Source organism: Paenibacillus albidus (assembly GCF_014644435.1).
Lineage (GTDB): Bacteria > Bacillota > Bacilli > Paenibacillales > Paenibacillaceae > Paenibacillus_AQ > Paenibacillus_AQ albidus.
This window is the reverse complement of sequence record NZ_BMKR01000025.1, coordinates 1-16,827: the sequence shown is the minus strand read 5'-3', so window position 1 is coordinate 16,827 and position 16,827 is coordinate 1. Positions and strand designations below refer to the sequence as shown.

The 16,827-nt window shown below is 53.7% G+C and carries 15 protein-coding genes; 5 read left to right on the top strand and 10 right to left on the bottom strand.

What is annotated here, in order from left to right:
* The first annotated feature begins 73 nt into the window (after window positions 1-73).
* The 3 genes from IEY53_RS23335 to pepT all read left to right on the top strand — a co-directional run bounded on the left by IEY53_RS23335 (window position 74) and on the right by pepT (window position 3,143).
* A complete protein-coding gene (locus tag IEY53_RS23335; RefSeq protein ID WP_189029321.1) occupies window positions 74-1,132 on the top strand; it encodes a hypothetical protein in 1,059 nt (352 codons plus the stop codon).
* A gap of 27 nt (window positions 1,133-1,159) precedes the next feature.
* Window positions 1,160-1,819, top strand: coding sequence for a class D sortase, LPxTATN-specific (srtD, locus tag IEY53_RS23330; protein WP_189029319.1), 660 nt, complete (start codon window positions 1,160-1,162; stop codon window positions 1,817-1,819).
* 91 nt (window positions 1,820-1,910) lie between these two features.
* Window positions 1,911-3,143: a peptidase T gene (gene pepT, locus IEY53_RS23325; protein ID WP_189029317.1), complete on the top strand. Its 1,233-nt coding sequence runs from the start codon at window positions 1,911-1,913 to the stop codon at window positions 3,141-3,143.
* Between the two features lie 108 nt (window positions 3,144-3,251).
* On the opposite strand, the gene IEY53_RS23320 is transcribed toward pepT, so the two are convergent.
* The 7 genes from IEY53_RS23320 to IEY53_RS23290 form a co-directional block, all read right to left on the bottom strand.
* Window positions 3,252-4,391 (bottom strand): NADH-dependent flavin oxidoreductase, encoded by a 1,140-nt coding sequence (locus tag IEY53_RS23320; protein ID WP_189029315.1) that lies wholly within the window; start codon window positions 4,389-4,391, stop codon window positions 3,252-3,254.
* A 35-nt stretch (window positions 4,392-4,426) separates the two neighbouring features.
* On the bottom strand, window positions 4,427-4,822 hold the full coding sequence (locus IEY53_RS23315; protein WP_189029313.1) for a winged helix-turn-helix transcriptional regulator: 396 nt from the start codon (window positions 4,820-4,822) through the stop codon (window positions 4,427-4,429).
* Between the two features lie 171 nt (window positions 4,823-4,993).
* Window positions 4,994-6,382 carry an ABC transporter substrate-binding protein gene (locus tag IEY53_RS23310; protein ID WP_189029311.1) on the bottom strand — a complete coding sequence of 463 codons (1,389 nt, stop codon included), beginning with the start codon at window positions 6,380-6,382 and terminating at the stop codon, window positions 4,994-4,996.
* 119 nt (window positions 6,383-6,501) lie between these two features.
* On the bottom strand, window positions 6,502-8,124 hold the full coding sequence (locus IEY53_RS23305; RefSeq protein ID WP_189029309.1) for a response regulator: 1,623 nt from the start codon (window positions 8,122-8,124) through the stop codon (window positions 6,502-6,504).
* The gene (locus IEY53_RS23300) at window positions 8,114-9,871 is read right to left on the bottom strand and encodes a sensor histidine kinase (RefSeq protein WP_189029307.1); all 1,758 of its coding nucleotides are present in this window, start codon (window positions 9,869-9,871) and stop codon (window positions 8,114-8,116) included. Before IEY53_RS23300 ends, IEY53_RS23305 begins: the two co-directional genes overlap by 11 nt.
* A gap of 61 nt (window positions 9,872-9,932) precedes the next feature.
* Window positions 9,933-10,823, bottom strand: a complete 891-nt coding sequence (locus IEY53_RS23295) for a carbohydrate ABC transporter permease (RefSeq protein WP_189029305.1) — start codon at window positions 10,821-10,823, stop codon at window positions 9,933-9,935.
* 19 nt (window positions 10,824-10,842) lie between these two features.
* The gene (locus tag IEY53_RS23290; RefSeq protein ID WP_189029303.1) at window positions 10,843-11,739 is read right to left on the bottom strand and encodes a carbohydrate ABC transporter permease; all 897 of its coding nucleotides are present in this window, start codon (window positions 11,737-11,739) and stop codon (window positions 10,843-10,845) included.
* Window positions 11,740-11,977: 238 nt separating this feature from the next.
* Between IEY53_RS23290 and IEY53_RS23285 the strand changes: the two genes are divergently transcribed.
* Both IEY53_RS23285 and IEY53_RS23280 read left to right on the top strand, forming a co-directional pair.
* Window positions 11,978-14,536 (top strand): heparinase II/III domain-containing protein, encoded by a 2,559-nt coding sequence (locus IEY53_RS23285; protein ID WP_189029301.1) that lies wholly within the window; start codon window positions 11,978-11,980, stop codon window positions 14,534-14,536.
* A 61-nt stretch (window positions 14,537-14,597) separates the two neighbouring features.
* Window positions 14,598-14,918: a cupin domain-containing protein gene (locus IEY53_RS23280; RefSeq protein ID WP_189029299.1), complete on the top strand. Its 321-nt coding sequence runs from the start codon at window positions 14,598-14,600 to the stop codon at window positions 14,916-14,918.
* 86 nt (window positions 14,919-15,004) lie between these two features.
* On the opposite strand, the gene hxlB is transcribed toward IEY53_RS23280, so the two are convergent.
* From hxlB to IEY53_RS23265, 3 genes are all read right to left on the bottom strand, one after another.
* A complete protein-coding gene (gene hxlB, locus IEY53_RS23275) occupies window positions 15,005-15,559 on the bottom strand; it encodes a 6-phospho-3-hexuloisomerase (protein WP_189029297.1) in 555 nt (184 codons plus the stop codon).
* Between the two features lie 7 nt (window positions 15,560-15,566).
* Entirely contained in the window at window positions 15,567-16,199 is a 633-nt protein-coding gene (hxlA, locus tag IEY53_RS23270; protein WP_189029295.1) for a 3-hexulose-6-phosphate synthase, read from the bottom strand.
* A 472-nt stretch (window positions 16,200-16,671) separates the two neighbouring features.
* Window positions 16,672-16,827, bottom strand: a 156-nt coding sequence (locus IEY53_RS23265; RefSeq protein WP_189029293.1) for a zinc ribbon domain-containing protein, incomplete at its 5' end; no start/stop codon positions are given.

The window sequence follows — 16,827 nt, the reverse complement described above, 5'->3', positions numbered from 1 at the left end:
GCCCCTCTTTTTACATAATAAATGAATTTTCGATTTTAGTAGTTCTTTGAAGAACTACCATTCGACACTATCCATGAAAATTCGAGTTAAACCTGCCGGACATTGCCGAAAGATCGCAGCTCAGGTCCGGGTGCTTGATGAGACGTTAGAAAAAGGGGCGAGAAACGTGAGGAACAAGTACCGCTCAGCCGTTATAGCTGTATATGCCTTGATCGTACTGGCAGGAGTGATATGGCATGCCGGCGGGGTTAGCGCAGAGGATACAATCAAGCTGACTGTAAATTCGCATACGGCAAGCACGGTTGCCATGAACAACATGAAGCCGGGGGATGAGAGCCGCACGGAATACACAGTGATTAATGCAGGAGACGAAGGCTTCCACTATGACGTAGACTTCAAATTCCGTTCCGGAGACGAGAAATTGTACAATATTCTGCAAATGACCCTCGAAAAAGAGGGAGTAATCCTCTACTCGGGGGTAATGAGCGAGGCAGAAGGCCGTGTGGCCATCGGTTCATTGGCCGGCGGTGAGCAAGATGTTCTGCGGATGGCTGTGACCTTCCCGTGGGATGCAGGGAATGAATATCAGGGGATGAAAGCTACCGTGGCGTTTGAATTCTCCGCCTCGGGTGAAGCCGTACCTTCAGCCGAGCCCAGCACACCCCCGGCCGCAACTGCTTCGCCGGGTGCATCCGCAGAGCCGGGCGGGGGAGCTACCGCGCCCCCTTCGCCGGATCCTTCCACGAGGCCGGGTTCAGAGCCAACCGCCGCAGCTTCACCCGGTATCCCGGGAACCATCGTGACACCAGGTCCGGCCGCAACGCCTGGGCAAGAAAACATCAGCGTAACCGAAGCCCCGGTTCCGCTCGGAGGCGGGGAAACGATCAGCGGTGTTGCACCAACGCCTTCACCGGGTGCGGAGGGCAGCGGCACACCAGGCAGCCAGCCTTCAGCCACACCTGCGCCGGATGACGGACCTATCCTCACCGATGAAGAGCTCCCGCTGGCAGGACCGGACGGCGGAGACGAATTGCCGGAGACCGCCGAACCTTGGTTTAACCTGATTCTCTTGAGCCTCGCTGTCGCCATAATTAGCATCATTGTTCTGCGCACAATGAAATCCCGCAAATAAATTCATGCAAGGTATGGAGGAGAGCGTATGAAGAGACGTCCCGGTATGGTTCTTGCCGTAAGACTAATCTTTGTACTCTCTTTGTCTGTTCTGGTCTACTCTGTAGTCCAGGTGGTGAAAGCCCCCCTCGAAGCCCGCCAGGCCCTTAAGGATTGGGACAAAAAGAGGGAGGAAGCCTCAGCACGTCCACCCGGGGCTGAAGAACATCCCCTGCCCGCTGACATGATGGCTGAATATCCCGGACAAACGACTACACCCTCCTATGTGGAGGGTGAAATCATCGGCAAGATTTTTTTCCCGTCGTTGAATAAAAAGGCGGCCATTCTTGAAGGCACGGAAAGTCCGCAGTTAAAGAAAGGGGCTGGCCATTCCATAGGAAGCGCAGCAATAGGGACCAGCGGCAACAGTGTGCTGGCTGGACACCGCGACACGGTATTCCGCCGCTTGGGAGAACTCCGCGCAAAAGACCGGATTGAACTGGAGACTGCAAACGGAAGATTTGTATACGAGGTCACCGGCAGCACCATTGTAGACGCCAAGGAACGGGGAGCCATTCAAGCCAGCCGTGAAGCCACACTTACCCTGATTACCTGCTACCCTTTTTCCTATGTCGGTTCGGCACCTGACCGCTATCTGCTCTCCGCAACTTTAATTAGCCGGGACTCCCCGGAAGAGAAGTCCGAATAGTCCGCCTCCCCTATATTCCCTTTGTAGGGATGAGACCTCGCAAGGATCGTGATACTATAGGTACATGACGTTAAAGAGGAGCTGAGGCACGTTGAAGCAAGAAGTTATAGAGCGTTTTATATCCTATGCCCGTATGGATACTCAATCGAATGAGAGCAATGAGGACTGTCCCTCCACACCCGGCCAGATGGTGCTGGCCCGCAAGCTTGCCGAAGAACTGGGCAGCATAGGGATGGAAGAGATTACAGTGGACAAGCACGGATACGTTATGGCTACCCTGCCATCCAACTCGGAGAAGGACGTGCCCACCATCGGATTCCTGGCGCATCTGGATACCGCAACCGATTTTACCGGCAAGGATGTCAAGCCGCAGATTGTAGAGAACTATGGGGGCGGCGATATTCTTTTGAACAAAGAATTAAATATAGTATTGTCTGTCCAAAACTTCCCTGAGCTCGAGAACTACCGGGGGCACACGCTGATTACCACCGACGGCACCACCTTGCTCGGGGCGGACAACAAAGCCGGTATTGCCGAGATTATGACAGCCATGAACTATTTGCTTCAGCATCCCGAAATCAAACACGGCAGAATCAGAGTGGCCTTTACTCCCGACGAGGAGATCGGACGTGGCCCCCATAAATTCGATGTGGCCGCATTCGGGGCGTCCTATGCCTATACCGTAGACGGAGGTCCGCTTGGTGAACTGGAATATGAAAGCTTCAATGCTGCCGCAGCCAAAATCATAGTTCATGGGGTAAATGTGCACCCCGGCACAGCCAAAGACAAAATGGTTCACTCCGCCAAAATTGCCATGGCTCTGCATCAAAGGCTCCCCGCAGGGGAGGCTCCGGAATTTACAGAAGGCTATGAAGGTTTCTACCATCTGATCTCCATGCAGGGTACGGCCGAGCAGAGCACGCTGCAATATATTATCCGCGATTTCGACCGCACGCAGTTCGAACAACGCAAAGCTCATCTAACTGCGATTGTAGAGGAATTCAAACTGACCTACGGTAAAGAGAACATTGTGCTTGAGCTCAAAGACCAATATTACAACATGCGCGAAAAAATCGAACCCGTCCGCCACATCGTCGACATTGCCCATGAGGCGATGTCGGGCCTGGGGATCACGCCTGTTATCCGCCCGATCCGCGGCGGCACCGACGGGTCGCAGCTGTCATATATGGGACTGCCAACACCGAATATATTTACCGGAGGCGAGAATTTTCACGGCAAATTCGAATATGCCTCGGCCGACAACATGGTGAAATCTGTTCAGGTCATTACGGAGATTGCCAAGCTGTTCGAACAGAAGGCTTAATCTGTAGTTCTAGCTAAATTCAATAAAGAACCCTGATGGATATTTCCTTTCCATCAGGGTTCTTTAGGATGGTTAAAACCTTCTCCAGATCAGGCGGCTAAAGAGAGATCAGGCTTTTATCGGCACCCAACCCGGCGTATGAGTCAGCGCACCCCAGAGATAGTCGGGGATCACAAGTCTTTCCTGCGCCGCAGGGTCCAGCTCAGTATCAATCTCCGCTGCACGGTCTTCCGCCACCTTTTGCACCCAGTCGGGGTCAATCAGCAGCGGACGCCCCAGGGCAATCAGATCTACGCCGCTGTCCAGCGCCTTGAGTGCATCCTCCGCGCTGTAGAGTGAACCCACACCAATGACTGGCAGCCTGCCCGCAACCCGGTCTACAATCTGCTCAATCCGCGGCCGGGTGTCTTCGGTTCCCCGGCGCGGCAGCGACCAGAACTCCTGCAGGGATACGTGCAAATAATCCAGCCGTCCTCCGGAACTGAGCGCATCTATTAGCGCAAGAGTCTCAGCCATGGTTATGCCCGGTGTTTCCGGCTCTTCCGGCGAGAAGCGGTAGCCGACGAGGAACGAAGGAGCGGCATGCTCCTTGACGGCCCGGTTCACTTCTTCTACAACTGCAAGCGGGAAGGTCAGGCGTTTCTCCAGGCTTCCGCCCCAGCGGTCTTCGCGGATATTGGAATGGGGCGAGAAAAACTGCTGCAACAGATATCCGTTGGCGCCATGAATTTCAACACCGTCGAAACCCGCCTCGATAGCCCGGCGGGTCGCACTGCCGAAATCCGCGATAATAGCAGTGATTTCCGCTTCATCCAGAGCACGCGGCACCGGGCCCCGGCCCCCGTTCGGCAGCTCAGCCGGAACGGCACTGGCACTAACCGTCTGACCGTCCGGCAGCAGCTCCGGCGGACACTGGCGGCCGCCATGAAAGATTTGCAGGATGGCTTTGGCTCCCTGTGCCTTGATCGCTTCGGCCAACTGGCGCAAGCTGGGAATCAGTTCATCCTTGTCCGCGCCAAATTCACCCTGGAACCCTTTGCCGCCGGCCGTCACATACACGCAGGCTGTAATAACCATTCCCGCACCGCCGGAACGGCGGGTATAATAGGCCAGCTCTGCATCCGATACCGTTCCATCCGGGTTTGAGGCAAAGTTGGTCATCGGAGCCATCACCACACGGTTCTTCAAAGCGGTCCCGTTAGCAAAACGGAAAGTCTCCAGTAATGAGCTATAATCTTGTTTGGACATATCGGCAAAACCCTCCACATTCTTTATATTTATGCTTATCTTACGGAGCTGTCCTCGCAGATCTGGACTTGCTCTTGATTCTTCCAGATGACCTTTTCCCCATAATTTTTGCCCCAATCATACATCATGCGCAGGACAGGCAGCAGACTCTGGCCATATTCGGTCAACGAATATTCCACTTTGGGCGGAACCTCGGCATACACCTTGCGGAGTACAAGCTGATCCTCTTCCAGTTCACGCAGCTGGTTGGTCAGCATCTTTTGTGTGATGTGGGGAATCAGCTTCTTCAGCTCACTGAAGCGTTTGGTCCCTTCCAGGCCGAGATGCCAGAGAATAATCAACTTCCATTTCCCGCCGATTACGGCAAGGGTAAGCTCCTTCTCGCAGTTGATTTCTTTCAGGTTAATGCGGTCCTTAATCTCTGTCGCCATACTTGAACGGCCCCCTCTCACCCTTTATGATACTACACAATACACCCGGGCCGCACATCAAGCCAGGCAGCAGATGGCTCGCATGTTTTACTACTATTTGCAATTCTCCCTGATATAAACCGTAAAACCGCCGCAACGTGGTGAAGTTGGGCGGTCTTGTTCGGCTTATGATTATTTGGCAACCAGAGAACCTTGCAGAGCCCCGGCATTGAAATCAGGCTGCGCTTCAATGGCGGTATCTCCCGCAGCTTTGGCTTTATCCAGTGCAGCATTGTAACGTGTATTCAGATCGGCAATCTCCTTGTCCAAATCTCCGCCGTCAAAAATATAGCGGTTGAATACGTCCACCTTCTTTGTCCCTTCCAGTCGACCTTCGGTAATCACCAGCGGTGTGGCCGGATAAATACCGTCATCCGCCGTTGGCAGGAAGTGCTCAATGCCGGGAATGTCCGGAGCTTTGGCTACAGCGGCAACCGACGGAATAACCGACACGCCATAACCGCCTTCCTGATAGGCAGTCTGTATCTCATCACTGTACATCCATTCAATAAACTTCCAGGCCTGTTCCTTTTGAGCCGAATCCTTGCTCATCGCCAGGTAGCTGCCGGCAATAACCTGAATCGCACCATTTTTCTGTCCATCCACGGTTGGAGGCGTTGCCGCCGCCCAGCGGATTTCGGTCGGGAACTGGGTCTTGAACACACTCGGCTCCACAGAATGGTTGAAATACATGCCGATTTTACCTTGGGCAAACTGGGCTCTCAGCGGATCAATATCCAGCGATTCCGAACCCGGCAGCATACTTCCATCCGTTTTGATTTGGTGGAGAGCCTCGGCTACTTCCTTGTACATGCCAAAATCAAATTGTCCTGTCTGAAAATTAAAGCCTTCATTGCCCACATTTTTGCTCAGTGTAGTAATCGGATAAGCAATCCGTTCGAACCCGCTGGCACTTTTGAAGTTGCCGGCAAAACCGTAAGCGCCGGTTTCCTTGCCGACCTCGGTAATTTTTTTGGCGGCAGCGACCATTTCGTCGATCGTTTTCGGCGGCTCCTGAATGCCCGCTTTTTCAAACAGGTCGACATTATAGATCAGCCGCCAGAACTGGCCGATATTCGGGAGGGTGTACACTTTGCCGTCGACCATATTTTTTTCCTCGATCAGCACTTTTTTGAAATTCTCTTTCATTTCAGGTGTCATGTGGCTGTCGAAAGGCTCCAGATACCCTTTTTTGACCCAGGTAGGCACGTTGGACGCATCGACACGCAGGATGTCCGGAGCCTGATTGCTGGCAAAAGCAATATCAACAGATTGTGTATAATTGTCGGCCATCACCTTGAGCTCAATGTCGATATCCGTATGCTGTGCTTCATAGTCGCTGATCTTCTGCTCGATAAAATCAGAATCGTGACGATCAATGGTCCAGTACACCAGTTTTGTTTTCTCTGCGGCACCATTGCCTGCAGCGGTCTCCGTCTCTTCTCCGGTTGAGGAACAAGCCGCAAGCGACCCGACCAATAGCAGGGATGATCCCGCCAACAGCCATTTTTTTATTCTCATCAATATTGCCTCCCTTTTCTATCTTGTAATCGCCTTCATTTCCTATCAAAATTATAAAATGAAGGTTGTCCTTAAGGTGAAGGAGAAAACAACTATTCAGGGGAGAGGAAATCACTGTATCAACCTTGGGGCGGTGAAGTATATTTGGAACGGAAATCGGTCGGCGTCATACCCGTGTATTTTTTGAACAATTCGGTAAAATAGGGACGGTCCTCATACCCCAGGGAGACGGCAATATCCTGAACCTGCATGCCTTCCAGCACCAGTTCCTTGGCCTTCTCCATCCGTCTGCCGATAATATATTGGGCCAGTGTCATGCCTACCTCTTTCTTGAACAGGTTGGAAAAATAGCTGGGACTGAGGTGGACCGCCCGCGCGCAATCGGCGACGGACAGATTCTCGTGCAGATGGCTGTTGATATGCGTAATGGCCCGTTCCACCAAAACACGGGCGTCGCTAAACTGCCGGATCTGCAAATAATTGCAGCCTTGCCGGCAGAAATCGCGGATTCTGCCGCGCAGCTCTTCAAACGAAGCTGCATGGTTCATATCCGCCAGCTTTTTCTCCAGCTCCTGTACTTCCGGGTCCGATGCCTTCTCTGTAAATACACGGTGAATGGAATGGGCCAGCTCCAGACTCAACGTCCTCACCATCACAGGATCAGGACGCACATGGGATGCGAGCCATTCGCCCCAGATGCTCTCCAGCTGCTCCTCCGCCTTGGGCAGATTGGCCGACCGCAGACAATACAGCAACTCCTTCTCCTTCTCGTAGGAATACCGGGGCATCGCCGAATCCAGATGTCCGCCTTCCTCATAGCGATATACACTGTTGCCTCCGGTCAGAAAGGTATGGGCCAGCGCCGACAGCGCCTGGGCATAGGAAACTGCCAGCTGCGCCGTCTCTTTCACCTCTCCGCCAAGTCCGATGGAGACACTCTGATAGGAATATTTGCATACATTCTCCCTGCAGCGTTCCGCCAGCTGCTCTGCATCCATGTCCTTGGAGGGGTTGATAACCAGCACAAACTGATTCACATTCTCGCGGAATACGATGCCATGCGTATAACCTGATATTGTCTCCTGCAAAATGTTCTGCACAGCAAACCGGATCAGCTCCACTTCATTCACCGGGAGTTCAGCCGTCCGCTCTGCGAAGAAGTCCATTTCAGCAACCAGAACATAGAAATTCCGGCTCTCCATCTCAATGCCGAAGAAGTCCCACTGCTGCCCTTGCTTCTGCTGCTGGGTGCCGTAGCGGATCAGCAGCCGCATGTATTCCTGCCGCAGGAAGGGCAGGCTCTCCCGCAGCTTCTGCTCCATGCCCCGCGTGTACTCCGCTTGGCAGCGTTCCCGGATCAACACTTCCTTGGCCTTCAGAACGGATGCAAGCACCTGGTCCGGGGTGAACGGCTTCACAATAAAATCGAAGGCGCCCAGCTTCACGGCCTCCTGTGCATAAGCAAAGTCGGTATATCCGCTGAGAAAGATCAGCTTCATCCCCGGCTGTTCCTCCAGAATAGCCCGCATCATCTCCAGGCCGTCTACAAAAGGCATACGGATATCGGTCAAGACGAGATCAGGCTGATGCTGCCGGATGATCTCCAGCCCCTCTTCGCCATTGCTTGCTGTTCCGGCTACGACGATGCCGTGCTGCTCCCACGGGAGGCGCATAGACAACCCGCGGACGACCGCAGGGATATCATCGATGATACATATCTTGATAGCTTGTTCACTGATCATGGCTTATCCCTCTTTCGAGTGGGATGATTAGCGTTGCTTCCGCCCCTTCGCCGGGACGGCTGCGGAAAATCAAGGCAGCCTCGCTGCCGTAATACAACTGCAGACGGCTGCAAATATTGGACAAGGCGTAACCGCCGCTTCCCGCGGACTCCCTGAGCCTGGTGTTCAGCGCATCCGCATCCATACCTGTTCCGTTATCGGTTACACGGATCAGGAGCCGTTCCTCCTCCACTGCCGCAGCAATGCTGATGATCCCCCGCTCCCGTTTCTCTTTAAGTCCGTGCAGAATAGAGTTCTCTACCAAAGGCTGGATCAGAATCTTAAGCACCGGAAGCGGCAGCAGTCCGGGAGCAGCCGTAATGGTATATTCAAACAAACCTTCGTAACATTGCTGCTGGAGGTTCAAATACTGCCGGACATGCTCAAGCTCCTTTTCAAGCGTCGTAATCTCCTGCCCGTTGTTCAGGCCCAGCCGGAAAAGGGCCGATAAGGAAATCACCATTTCCTTCACATCCCCGTATTCATCCATCTCACATTTCCAGAAAATTGTATTAAGCGTGTTATATAAAAAGTGAGGATCGATTTGGGCCTGAAGCGCCTTAATCTCCGCTTTTCTTTTTTCCTTCTCCGTATCCTTGACTTCTCCGATCAGCTCTCCGATCCGGTCCAGCATCTGGTTGAACTTCCGGCCCGCCTCGCCAATCTCATCCTGAAACGGGCTTTCAAAACGCGCTTCCAGATCCTCCTGCTCCACCCGCTTCATCGTCTTCTGCAGCTTGAGCAGCGGACCCAGCAGAAGTATGGACAGAAATCTTGCCAGCAGCAGCGCAAGCACGATGCAGCCTGCCATAATCAGCAGCACCAGCCACTGGATATTGCGGACCGGCTGCAGCAGCCGCTCCTTGGACAGGTAGCTGACCAGCACCCAGTCCGAGGCATAGCTCGACTTGCCGTAGCTGACCAGCATGGGCCCTTCGCTGGTGGTGTATTCAAAATTCCCTGTTCCTTCTTCCAGCAGCTTTACAAATTCAGGCGAACGTGTCCACTCGGGACGTCTTTGGTCACCAAACACGCTAGCCCCGGACTTATTGATCAGCAGGAAACGCGCGGAGCCGTGGTCCGACCCGCCGCTGACGGTTTCCTCCAGCAGGTGTTCTTTGACGTTGACCGCCAGAAATACATCCGGGACATAATTCTCTGTCAAAGGCTCCAGCAGCAGGGAGATCACCTGATTATTGCCCACAAACAGCTCATCCCGGTGGCTCTCCACCCAGTTGGCTTCCGGATTCTCCTTGATGCGCTTGAACAGTGAGGTTTCATTAAAAGGGACACCGGTCTTGCGGATCTTGTCGATAGAGTAGAATTCCCCTGCCGGTGTACTGATCAGAATCGAATCTATGGAATTCTCTGTCAACGCCGCCTGTGTGAACGGAGTCTGCAGCAGAGAGAAATTGGCGAAGTAACGATCGCGGTTATCGGCCTGAATGTCACGGATCGTCTGCTTATAGGTTTCACTCAGCATCATTGTGGAGGACGCTACAATAATCTGCTTCAGCTTCTGGTCCAGCACATTGACCGATTGATGAAGCACATTCTGATTCAGCGTGATAGAATTGCGCTCCATAGCCCGCGAGGCAATCATATAAGCCCCTACGCCGGTAACAGCGATGCAAAATACGGTCAAAGCGGCAAAAGAAATCCATATTCTTTTCTTCAGCGAGGTCCGGTAAATCCACGATTTCAGCATAGCACAGCACCTTTCGTAAAGTAGCCGCCCGCCCCTTCTGCCATAACCGCCTGGGACTGGATCAGCCCTTCACCGAGCCGGCCGTCATCTGCATAAACGATTTATTGGCGAAAATATACACAATGAGCATCGGCAGAATCGACAGACAAGCCCCGGCCAGCATTAATTGAGGCTGCGCCGCATCCCCGACACCGTATTTCAATCCGGCCAAGCCGACCGTCAAGGTCTGCAGCGCCGGCTGCGTCATAGTGAATACCAGCGGCAAAATATATTCGTTCCATGCCCCGCGGAAAGTCCAGAGCGCCGTAACGCCCAGGGCCGGGGTCAACAGCGGCAAGATAACACGAAAGTATACGCTATAGAAGTTACAGCCGTCAATGAAGGCGGCTTCATCCAATTCCTTCGGAATGGCACGGACAAAGCCGATCAGCATAAAAAATGCCGTGGCATGGGCGCTGATCAGAATTATTATGACACCCCAGAGTGATTTTTGCAGGCCGAGGGCAACCATGAGATCAAATTGCGGTCTCAGCACCACAGCGCCGATAGAGATGAACAATGTGCAGGATTGAAGCACAACATAGAACCTTTTTCCGCGAAAATCAACCCGGGCTACTGCATAAGCGGCCATTGTGCCGATCAGCAGGGTACCAACTGTAGTAAAAAAGCTGATAAACACACTGTTCCACGTAAACCGGGCAAAGTTGGCTGAATTCCAGGCCTGGGTGTAGTTATCGAATTTCCACTCCTTGGGGAACAGGGTTGTTCCCGTGCTTAATTCCAAATTGCTCTTGAGCGATCCGAAAAAGGCCAGAATAATCGGGAATAGCGCCAAAGCTGCCACTGCCAGCAGAAAAATCCACAAAAGTGTCCGGGAAAGTCCTCTCCGCAGCTTGGCTGCTTGTCCGGCTGACGCAGCGGCTGTACCTGCTGCCTGATGCACCGTACTCATTCTGTCATTCTCCTCTCTTTTAATAAATTTCATTAAGCTTCTTGGACATATAGAAATAGATCAGCGTGATGAAGCCGACAATAACCGCCGTAGCAAAGCCCACTGCACTCCCGTAGCCAAACTGCTGGATGCTGGAACCGCCGCTGGATACCGGGAAGAACAGTTTATACAGATAGAGGTACATGACCTCCGTTTTGCCGTAAGGCCCACCTTCCGTAAGCACCATAATGCTCTCATATCCTTTCAGGGACACGGTAATTGCCAGCATAATAATCATTTGCAGCACGGGACCAAGCATGGGTACAGTGATATTCCACATCTTCCGGAAGGGGCCCGCTCCATCCAGGGAGGCCGCCTCATACAGATCCTCGGGGATATTCTGCAACCCGGCAATAAAGAGCAGCATATAGTTGCCCACCGCTCCCCATATGGCGATAATAATCGCCGTCAGCAGTGCGTATTTGGGACCCAGCCAATCGATGGGCGCGGATACGATGCCGTATTGTACCAGGAGCTGATTCACCATGCCGTTATAGGAGTTGAAAATGACATAGAACACAATCGCCATTACGGAAGCGCTGACAACGGTTGGCAGGAAATAAATCGCCCGTAAAAGCTGCCGACCCTTTAGGGCACGGTTGAGCACGACCGCCAGCAGGAACGACAGCGGCAAAGTCACCAGCAGCTTGCCTCCGGCGTAGACAAAGGTGTTGACCACCGAATGCCAAAATTCCTTGTCGCGGAACAGCCTTGCGAAATTATCCAGACCGACGAACAAGGGTTCACCGAAGCCTTGATAATCATAGAACATGTACTTCAAAGCCCACACAATGGGATAGACCCCAAAAATCAGCGTCAAAATCAAACTTGGGGCAATAAAGGCCCATGCATGGATCTGCCGTCTCTCATTATTCATCTGTGTGCCTCCTGTCTTTATTCTAAGCTTGCTTGTCTCTAATGATAGAACCGCCGGAAGGAATCCGTTAGGGAGAAACCGACTGAGCTGGGGGGGAGAAACTCACTTTTTCAGTTGCTTTGTCCCCTTTGCTTCAATCGTTTACCCATCCCTCCCCCGGGTGTGCCCGGGCTATACTTAGTGAAGAAAGAAACCATGCCCCCACCTCAGGTGAACAATAAGGAGGTTCGTGAAGCCTATGAATTTACCACACGGCGATGAACAGATCCGGCCTTTCGGCTGCTATAATCAGGAAGAGCTCGCAGCCATCCGCAGCCGGGTTCAGCGCACTCCCGCATTAATGAAGGAATATTCACGACAGCAGAAACTTGCAGAGCAATTTGCCGTGGATGAATTAAGCGCCCCGCTGGAAGCACTCGGCGCCTTCCGGGTCGACCCCTTTGTCTTTGAGACGCCGCCGGGTACCGCTTATGTACAGCTGAGGGTCCATATTCAGGGGGCCGGCGAGGCTAGAATTGGCTGGATCAAGCTCAGCCATTCGCAGCGGGGCCTGCCGGTTGTCCTGGAAGGCGCAAGCTTTGAGCAAGGCCTGGCAGGCCGGCTTCTGGAAGCGGATACACAAGCTAAGGTTCAGCTGTTGCCTTTAACGGCGGGGCTGGCAGCGCTGCAGCCTTCCGGAGCTACCCCTCCCGCTTCCGGCGGAGAGGCTCCGGCCGCCCAGTGCCTCTTGATCCGCCACCCTGCTGAAGCAGCCGGTACCCTGCTGCATTTCGGTGCAGCTGTGCCCGCCCGGGCCGGAGAGCATTACGCGGTGCAGACAGCCCTCAGTCTGGCAGCCCCTCTCTCCGGCGGAATCAGGGCCGGGGTGACCTTCCTGAATGAAGCGGAGCAGCCTTTGGGAGATGTTCTTTACTCTCCGCTCTTTAACCGGCCTACACCTACCAACTGGTCCTATCTGCTGGAGGCCGCCGGTGCGGATGCCAATGTATACATGATTTCAGGCGACCGAAGCTGCGCCGAACGCTGTGTACGCAAACTGGCCTATATCCTCGCAGATATGCGCCAGGGCATGGATCTGTTCAAACGGGATGGCTGGCATGACGACGATACCTATGGAGCGGTGCATATCGGCAGGGGGCTTGCGGTCACCTCGGTCATCTACGACCAAATCGCCGCTTCCGGGCAGTTGAACCCAGAGGAACAGGCGCTAATTCTGGAGAACTTCCGGTATATCGCCGCCATGATGATGGATACAGGCTATTACCGCTATGATCTGACCCAATTCCCCGATGAGAAGGGCGGCAAACGCAGCAATTGGAATGCGGACCGGGCTACAGGACTAGGCGTGTATGCGTTGCTGTTCCCGCAAGAAGCCCACGCGGCTGAATATTTGAAGCACGCCTGCTCTGTTATTGAATGGCAGCTTGAGCATGTGGTGGACGGGGATGGCGCCTGGCCGGAGAATATCCGGTATCACGGGGCGGTGCTGCATCGTTACTTCCTCTTTTTTGCGCTGCTGAAGCGATTGAAGGGGGTGGATTACTTCCAGCATAACAAGGTCAAAGGCATGTACCGGTTCCTGATCGGCACAGCCGTAACCCATGACCGCATTCAGGGCGGTGCTTCCGCCCCTCCCCGTCTCTTGACGCCGGCGGTTGGTGATGCCAACGTGCATGAGCTGTGGTTCCGCCTCCTGGCCTACGCCGCTCCCTTTTATTCAGGGCCGGACCCGCAGCTCACCGGAGAAATGATCTGGACCTGGCGGCGCGGCGGCGAGCCGATCCAGGATACCGGCGCCTACCCGTGTCCGCTGGTCGCGCTGCTGTATCCACGTGATGACTTGCCGGAGATTGAACCGGAGATGCGGTCCGCCTATTATCCGGAGGTGGGTTATGTTATTTTCCGCAGCGGCCAGGACCAGCCGGAGCACGCATACTATGCCATCTATGAGGCTTCGCCGCTCACCTATCATGCGCATCATGACGAGGGGCAGTTCTCCATCTGGGCCGATTCGGTTCCGCTGACGCTGGATTCCGGCACCGGAGGTTATTATAACGGAGACCGGCACTGGTTCGTATCCGGCGCGGCCCACAATGTGGTCCAGTTCGTTGACGCGGACGGACGGCTCCGGGACGGTCCGCTGTGCAGCAGCTGCGAGGAGGTATTCTTCTCTGAGGAGCTGGATTACACCAGAAGCTGGATACCGGATGAGTATGCCGCGGATTACCGCAGACATTTCGTATTCATCAAAGCCGGGTTCTCTGTTTATCTGGTCTGGGACCAGATCCGCAGCACAGCTGCCAGCGTATGGAATCTGCATACGCTCAGCACCGGTGCAGAGATGGATGCACAATCCATCTCCGCGCATTGTCTCGGCGGAATGCGCCTGAACGCGCTGATTGCCGAACCTACCGGGGCCGTCATCACCACCGGTGACGGCGCTGTGGGCGGGGCGTATCCGCTGGCCGCCCAGCAGCATTTCCGCATCCACGGCGGGCCGGGAAGCGATTATCTGGTGCTCCTGCATCCGCAGGGCGAAGACAGTTCGGGCGTGGAGCTTGCGCGGCTGGATGACGGAAGGAATGAAGCAGGCATTCGTCTGTACAAGGTGAGTCAGCAGGGAGGCGGCTGGTTCATCGTGGCTGTCAACGGCTCAGCCCGGGCGCAGCAGACGTCCCTGGCCGGGTTGGGCCCGCTTAGGGCATTAGGCGGACGCGGACAGATTGTTGCCGCAGATCCAGGAAAGGAAACCCTGATTATTGAAGCCGGTATGTTATATGTATTGGTGCCCAGATAAGGCAAATGTGAGTTTGGATTTTGACGTACAGCCTGACATGAACTAAGGGAGGAACAAGACAATGAGCAATATTGGAGTATGGGAAACGGCAGAGCCGGGAGTAAAGCGGTGCATTCTGAATGCAGCAGACAGTCTGATGATGATGGAGGTGCATTTTGCCAAAGGAGCCGAGGGCTATGAGCATAGCCACCCCCATGAACAGATGAGCTACTGCCTGCGCGGCAGCTTCATCTTCCGCATTGACGGGAAGGAATATGCCGTGGTTGCCGGAAACAGCATTGCTATACCCCGTAACGCCAAACACGGTGTTACCGCTCTGGAAGAAGACTCCGCTCTGCTGGATGTTTTTACGCCGATCCGGGAGGACCTGCTGCAACGGTAGCAACCCTCTTCTCCCTCTTATCAGCAAACGCCGCCGTCCCGGGGATTCTTCCCTGCGACGGCGGCGTTATTTATAGCTTCCGGATGCTACTCCAAATTCGCATGCTTCCCGAACATTTGCCCGGTCGTCTGGCCGGTCAACTCCATCATCCGCAGGATGACCGCATCATAGAAGAGAAGCAGCGTCTGTTCAAAGAGAGAGGCCATCGGCTGAATAGTGCCGCCGTCCCCCGCCTGATCTTTGGGGGAGCCCGGCAGCTTCACAGTATAATCGGCAAGTCTTCCAATCGTCGAATCCGGCGTAATCGTCACCGCCACAACGGCTGCATCCAGTGACTTGGCTTTCCTCGCCATGGAAATCAGGCTGCCGGTCTCTCCGGATCCGGAGCCAAGCACCAGCACATCGCCGTGTTCAATGCCAGGCGTTACAGTCTCGCCGACCACATAGGCATCCTTGCCTGCGTGCATCAGCCGCATGGCGAATGCCCGGCCCATCAGCCCCGATCTCCCCGCTCCCGCCACGAACACTTTGTTCGAGCGCAGCAGCAGCCCGGCCATCTGCTCCGCCTCCGCTGCATCTAACTGGGAGACCGAGCGCTGTAGCTCGTTCACAATCTCTTGCGCGTAATTGACCGTGTCCATACGCAGCTTACGCCTGACTTACAAGACGTTTCATTTCTGCGGCTGCTGCTTTTTGATCGGCTTCTCCGGTAATGCCGCCGCCCACGATTACAAGGTCGGGATGCGCTGCGATGACTTCAGGGAGCGTGCTCAGTTTAATGCCGCCTGCGATGGCTGTTTTCGCTTTTTTAACCACACTTTTGATCGCTCTCAGATCTTCGAAGGAGTTCTTGCCTTCCGCCTGATGGTCATAACCGGAGTGTACACAGACATAATCTACGCCCAGTGCGTCCACTTCAGCTGCTCTGGCCTTCAGATCCTTCACATTAATCAGATCGACCAGGATTTCCGCACCGGTCTTTTTGGCTTCTTCCACTGCACCACGGATCGTCGAATCATCGGACACTCCCAGCACAGTTACGATTCCCGCTCCTGCTTCTACAGCCTTCATCACTTCATATCCGCCTGCATCCATAATTTTCAGATCGGCGAGAACGGTCAGCGAAGGAAATGCTTCTTTGATGGCTTTTACCGCGTGCAAGCCTTCATTAATGACTACAGGTGTTCCGATTTCCACGATATCGATATATTCTGCCACTTGCGCCACCACTTCTTTGGCTCCGGCAATATCCACAAGGTCCAAGGCTAATTGTAATTTCATTATGATAAAGTCTCCTTTTTGTTCGTTGATTTTGGGAAGTGCTTGTGATCATTGTAGGGCCTTACTTTCCATATAGGAAGTAGGCACTTTCCCGTGTTGTAGTTACCGTGAGGATACTATTGTGCCAGGCAAGGCTTCCAGGTGAGACCCCGGTTTTTGGAGATCACGGCTATTAGGGTGAGGAGCATCTACATATATTCCCGCACTCTCCCCAAGGGATGGTTTACATCTTTTTCACGCGATTACAGAAAAACTGCTGCATTTTCATAAAACCTGTGCTAACATACTGATTGCTTGGAACATTACGGGTGTACAAGTATATATAAGAAGGTGCAAAATGGCGCAAGATAAACATCAGGATTTTAATCTTTTGAACCTCTCATGACTAAAGTCACGAGATTCTTGGGTAGTCCCTTCTATCGAAGAGAAATATACCAAGCTAACCCTGTCGTTCCGACAGTTCGTGTAAGGATTACACCCCAAGAAGTCTTTTGCCTTCGGCAAGAATGTTCAGGCTTGCGTTAAAGTCTCGGTCATGGTGTGCTCCACATTCCGGGCAGTCCCATTTACGCAACTTTAAGTCTTTTACCTCTTTGTGCTTATAGCCACAGCAGGAGCATAGCTGTGA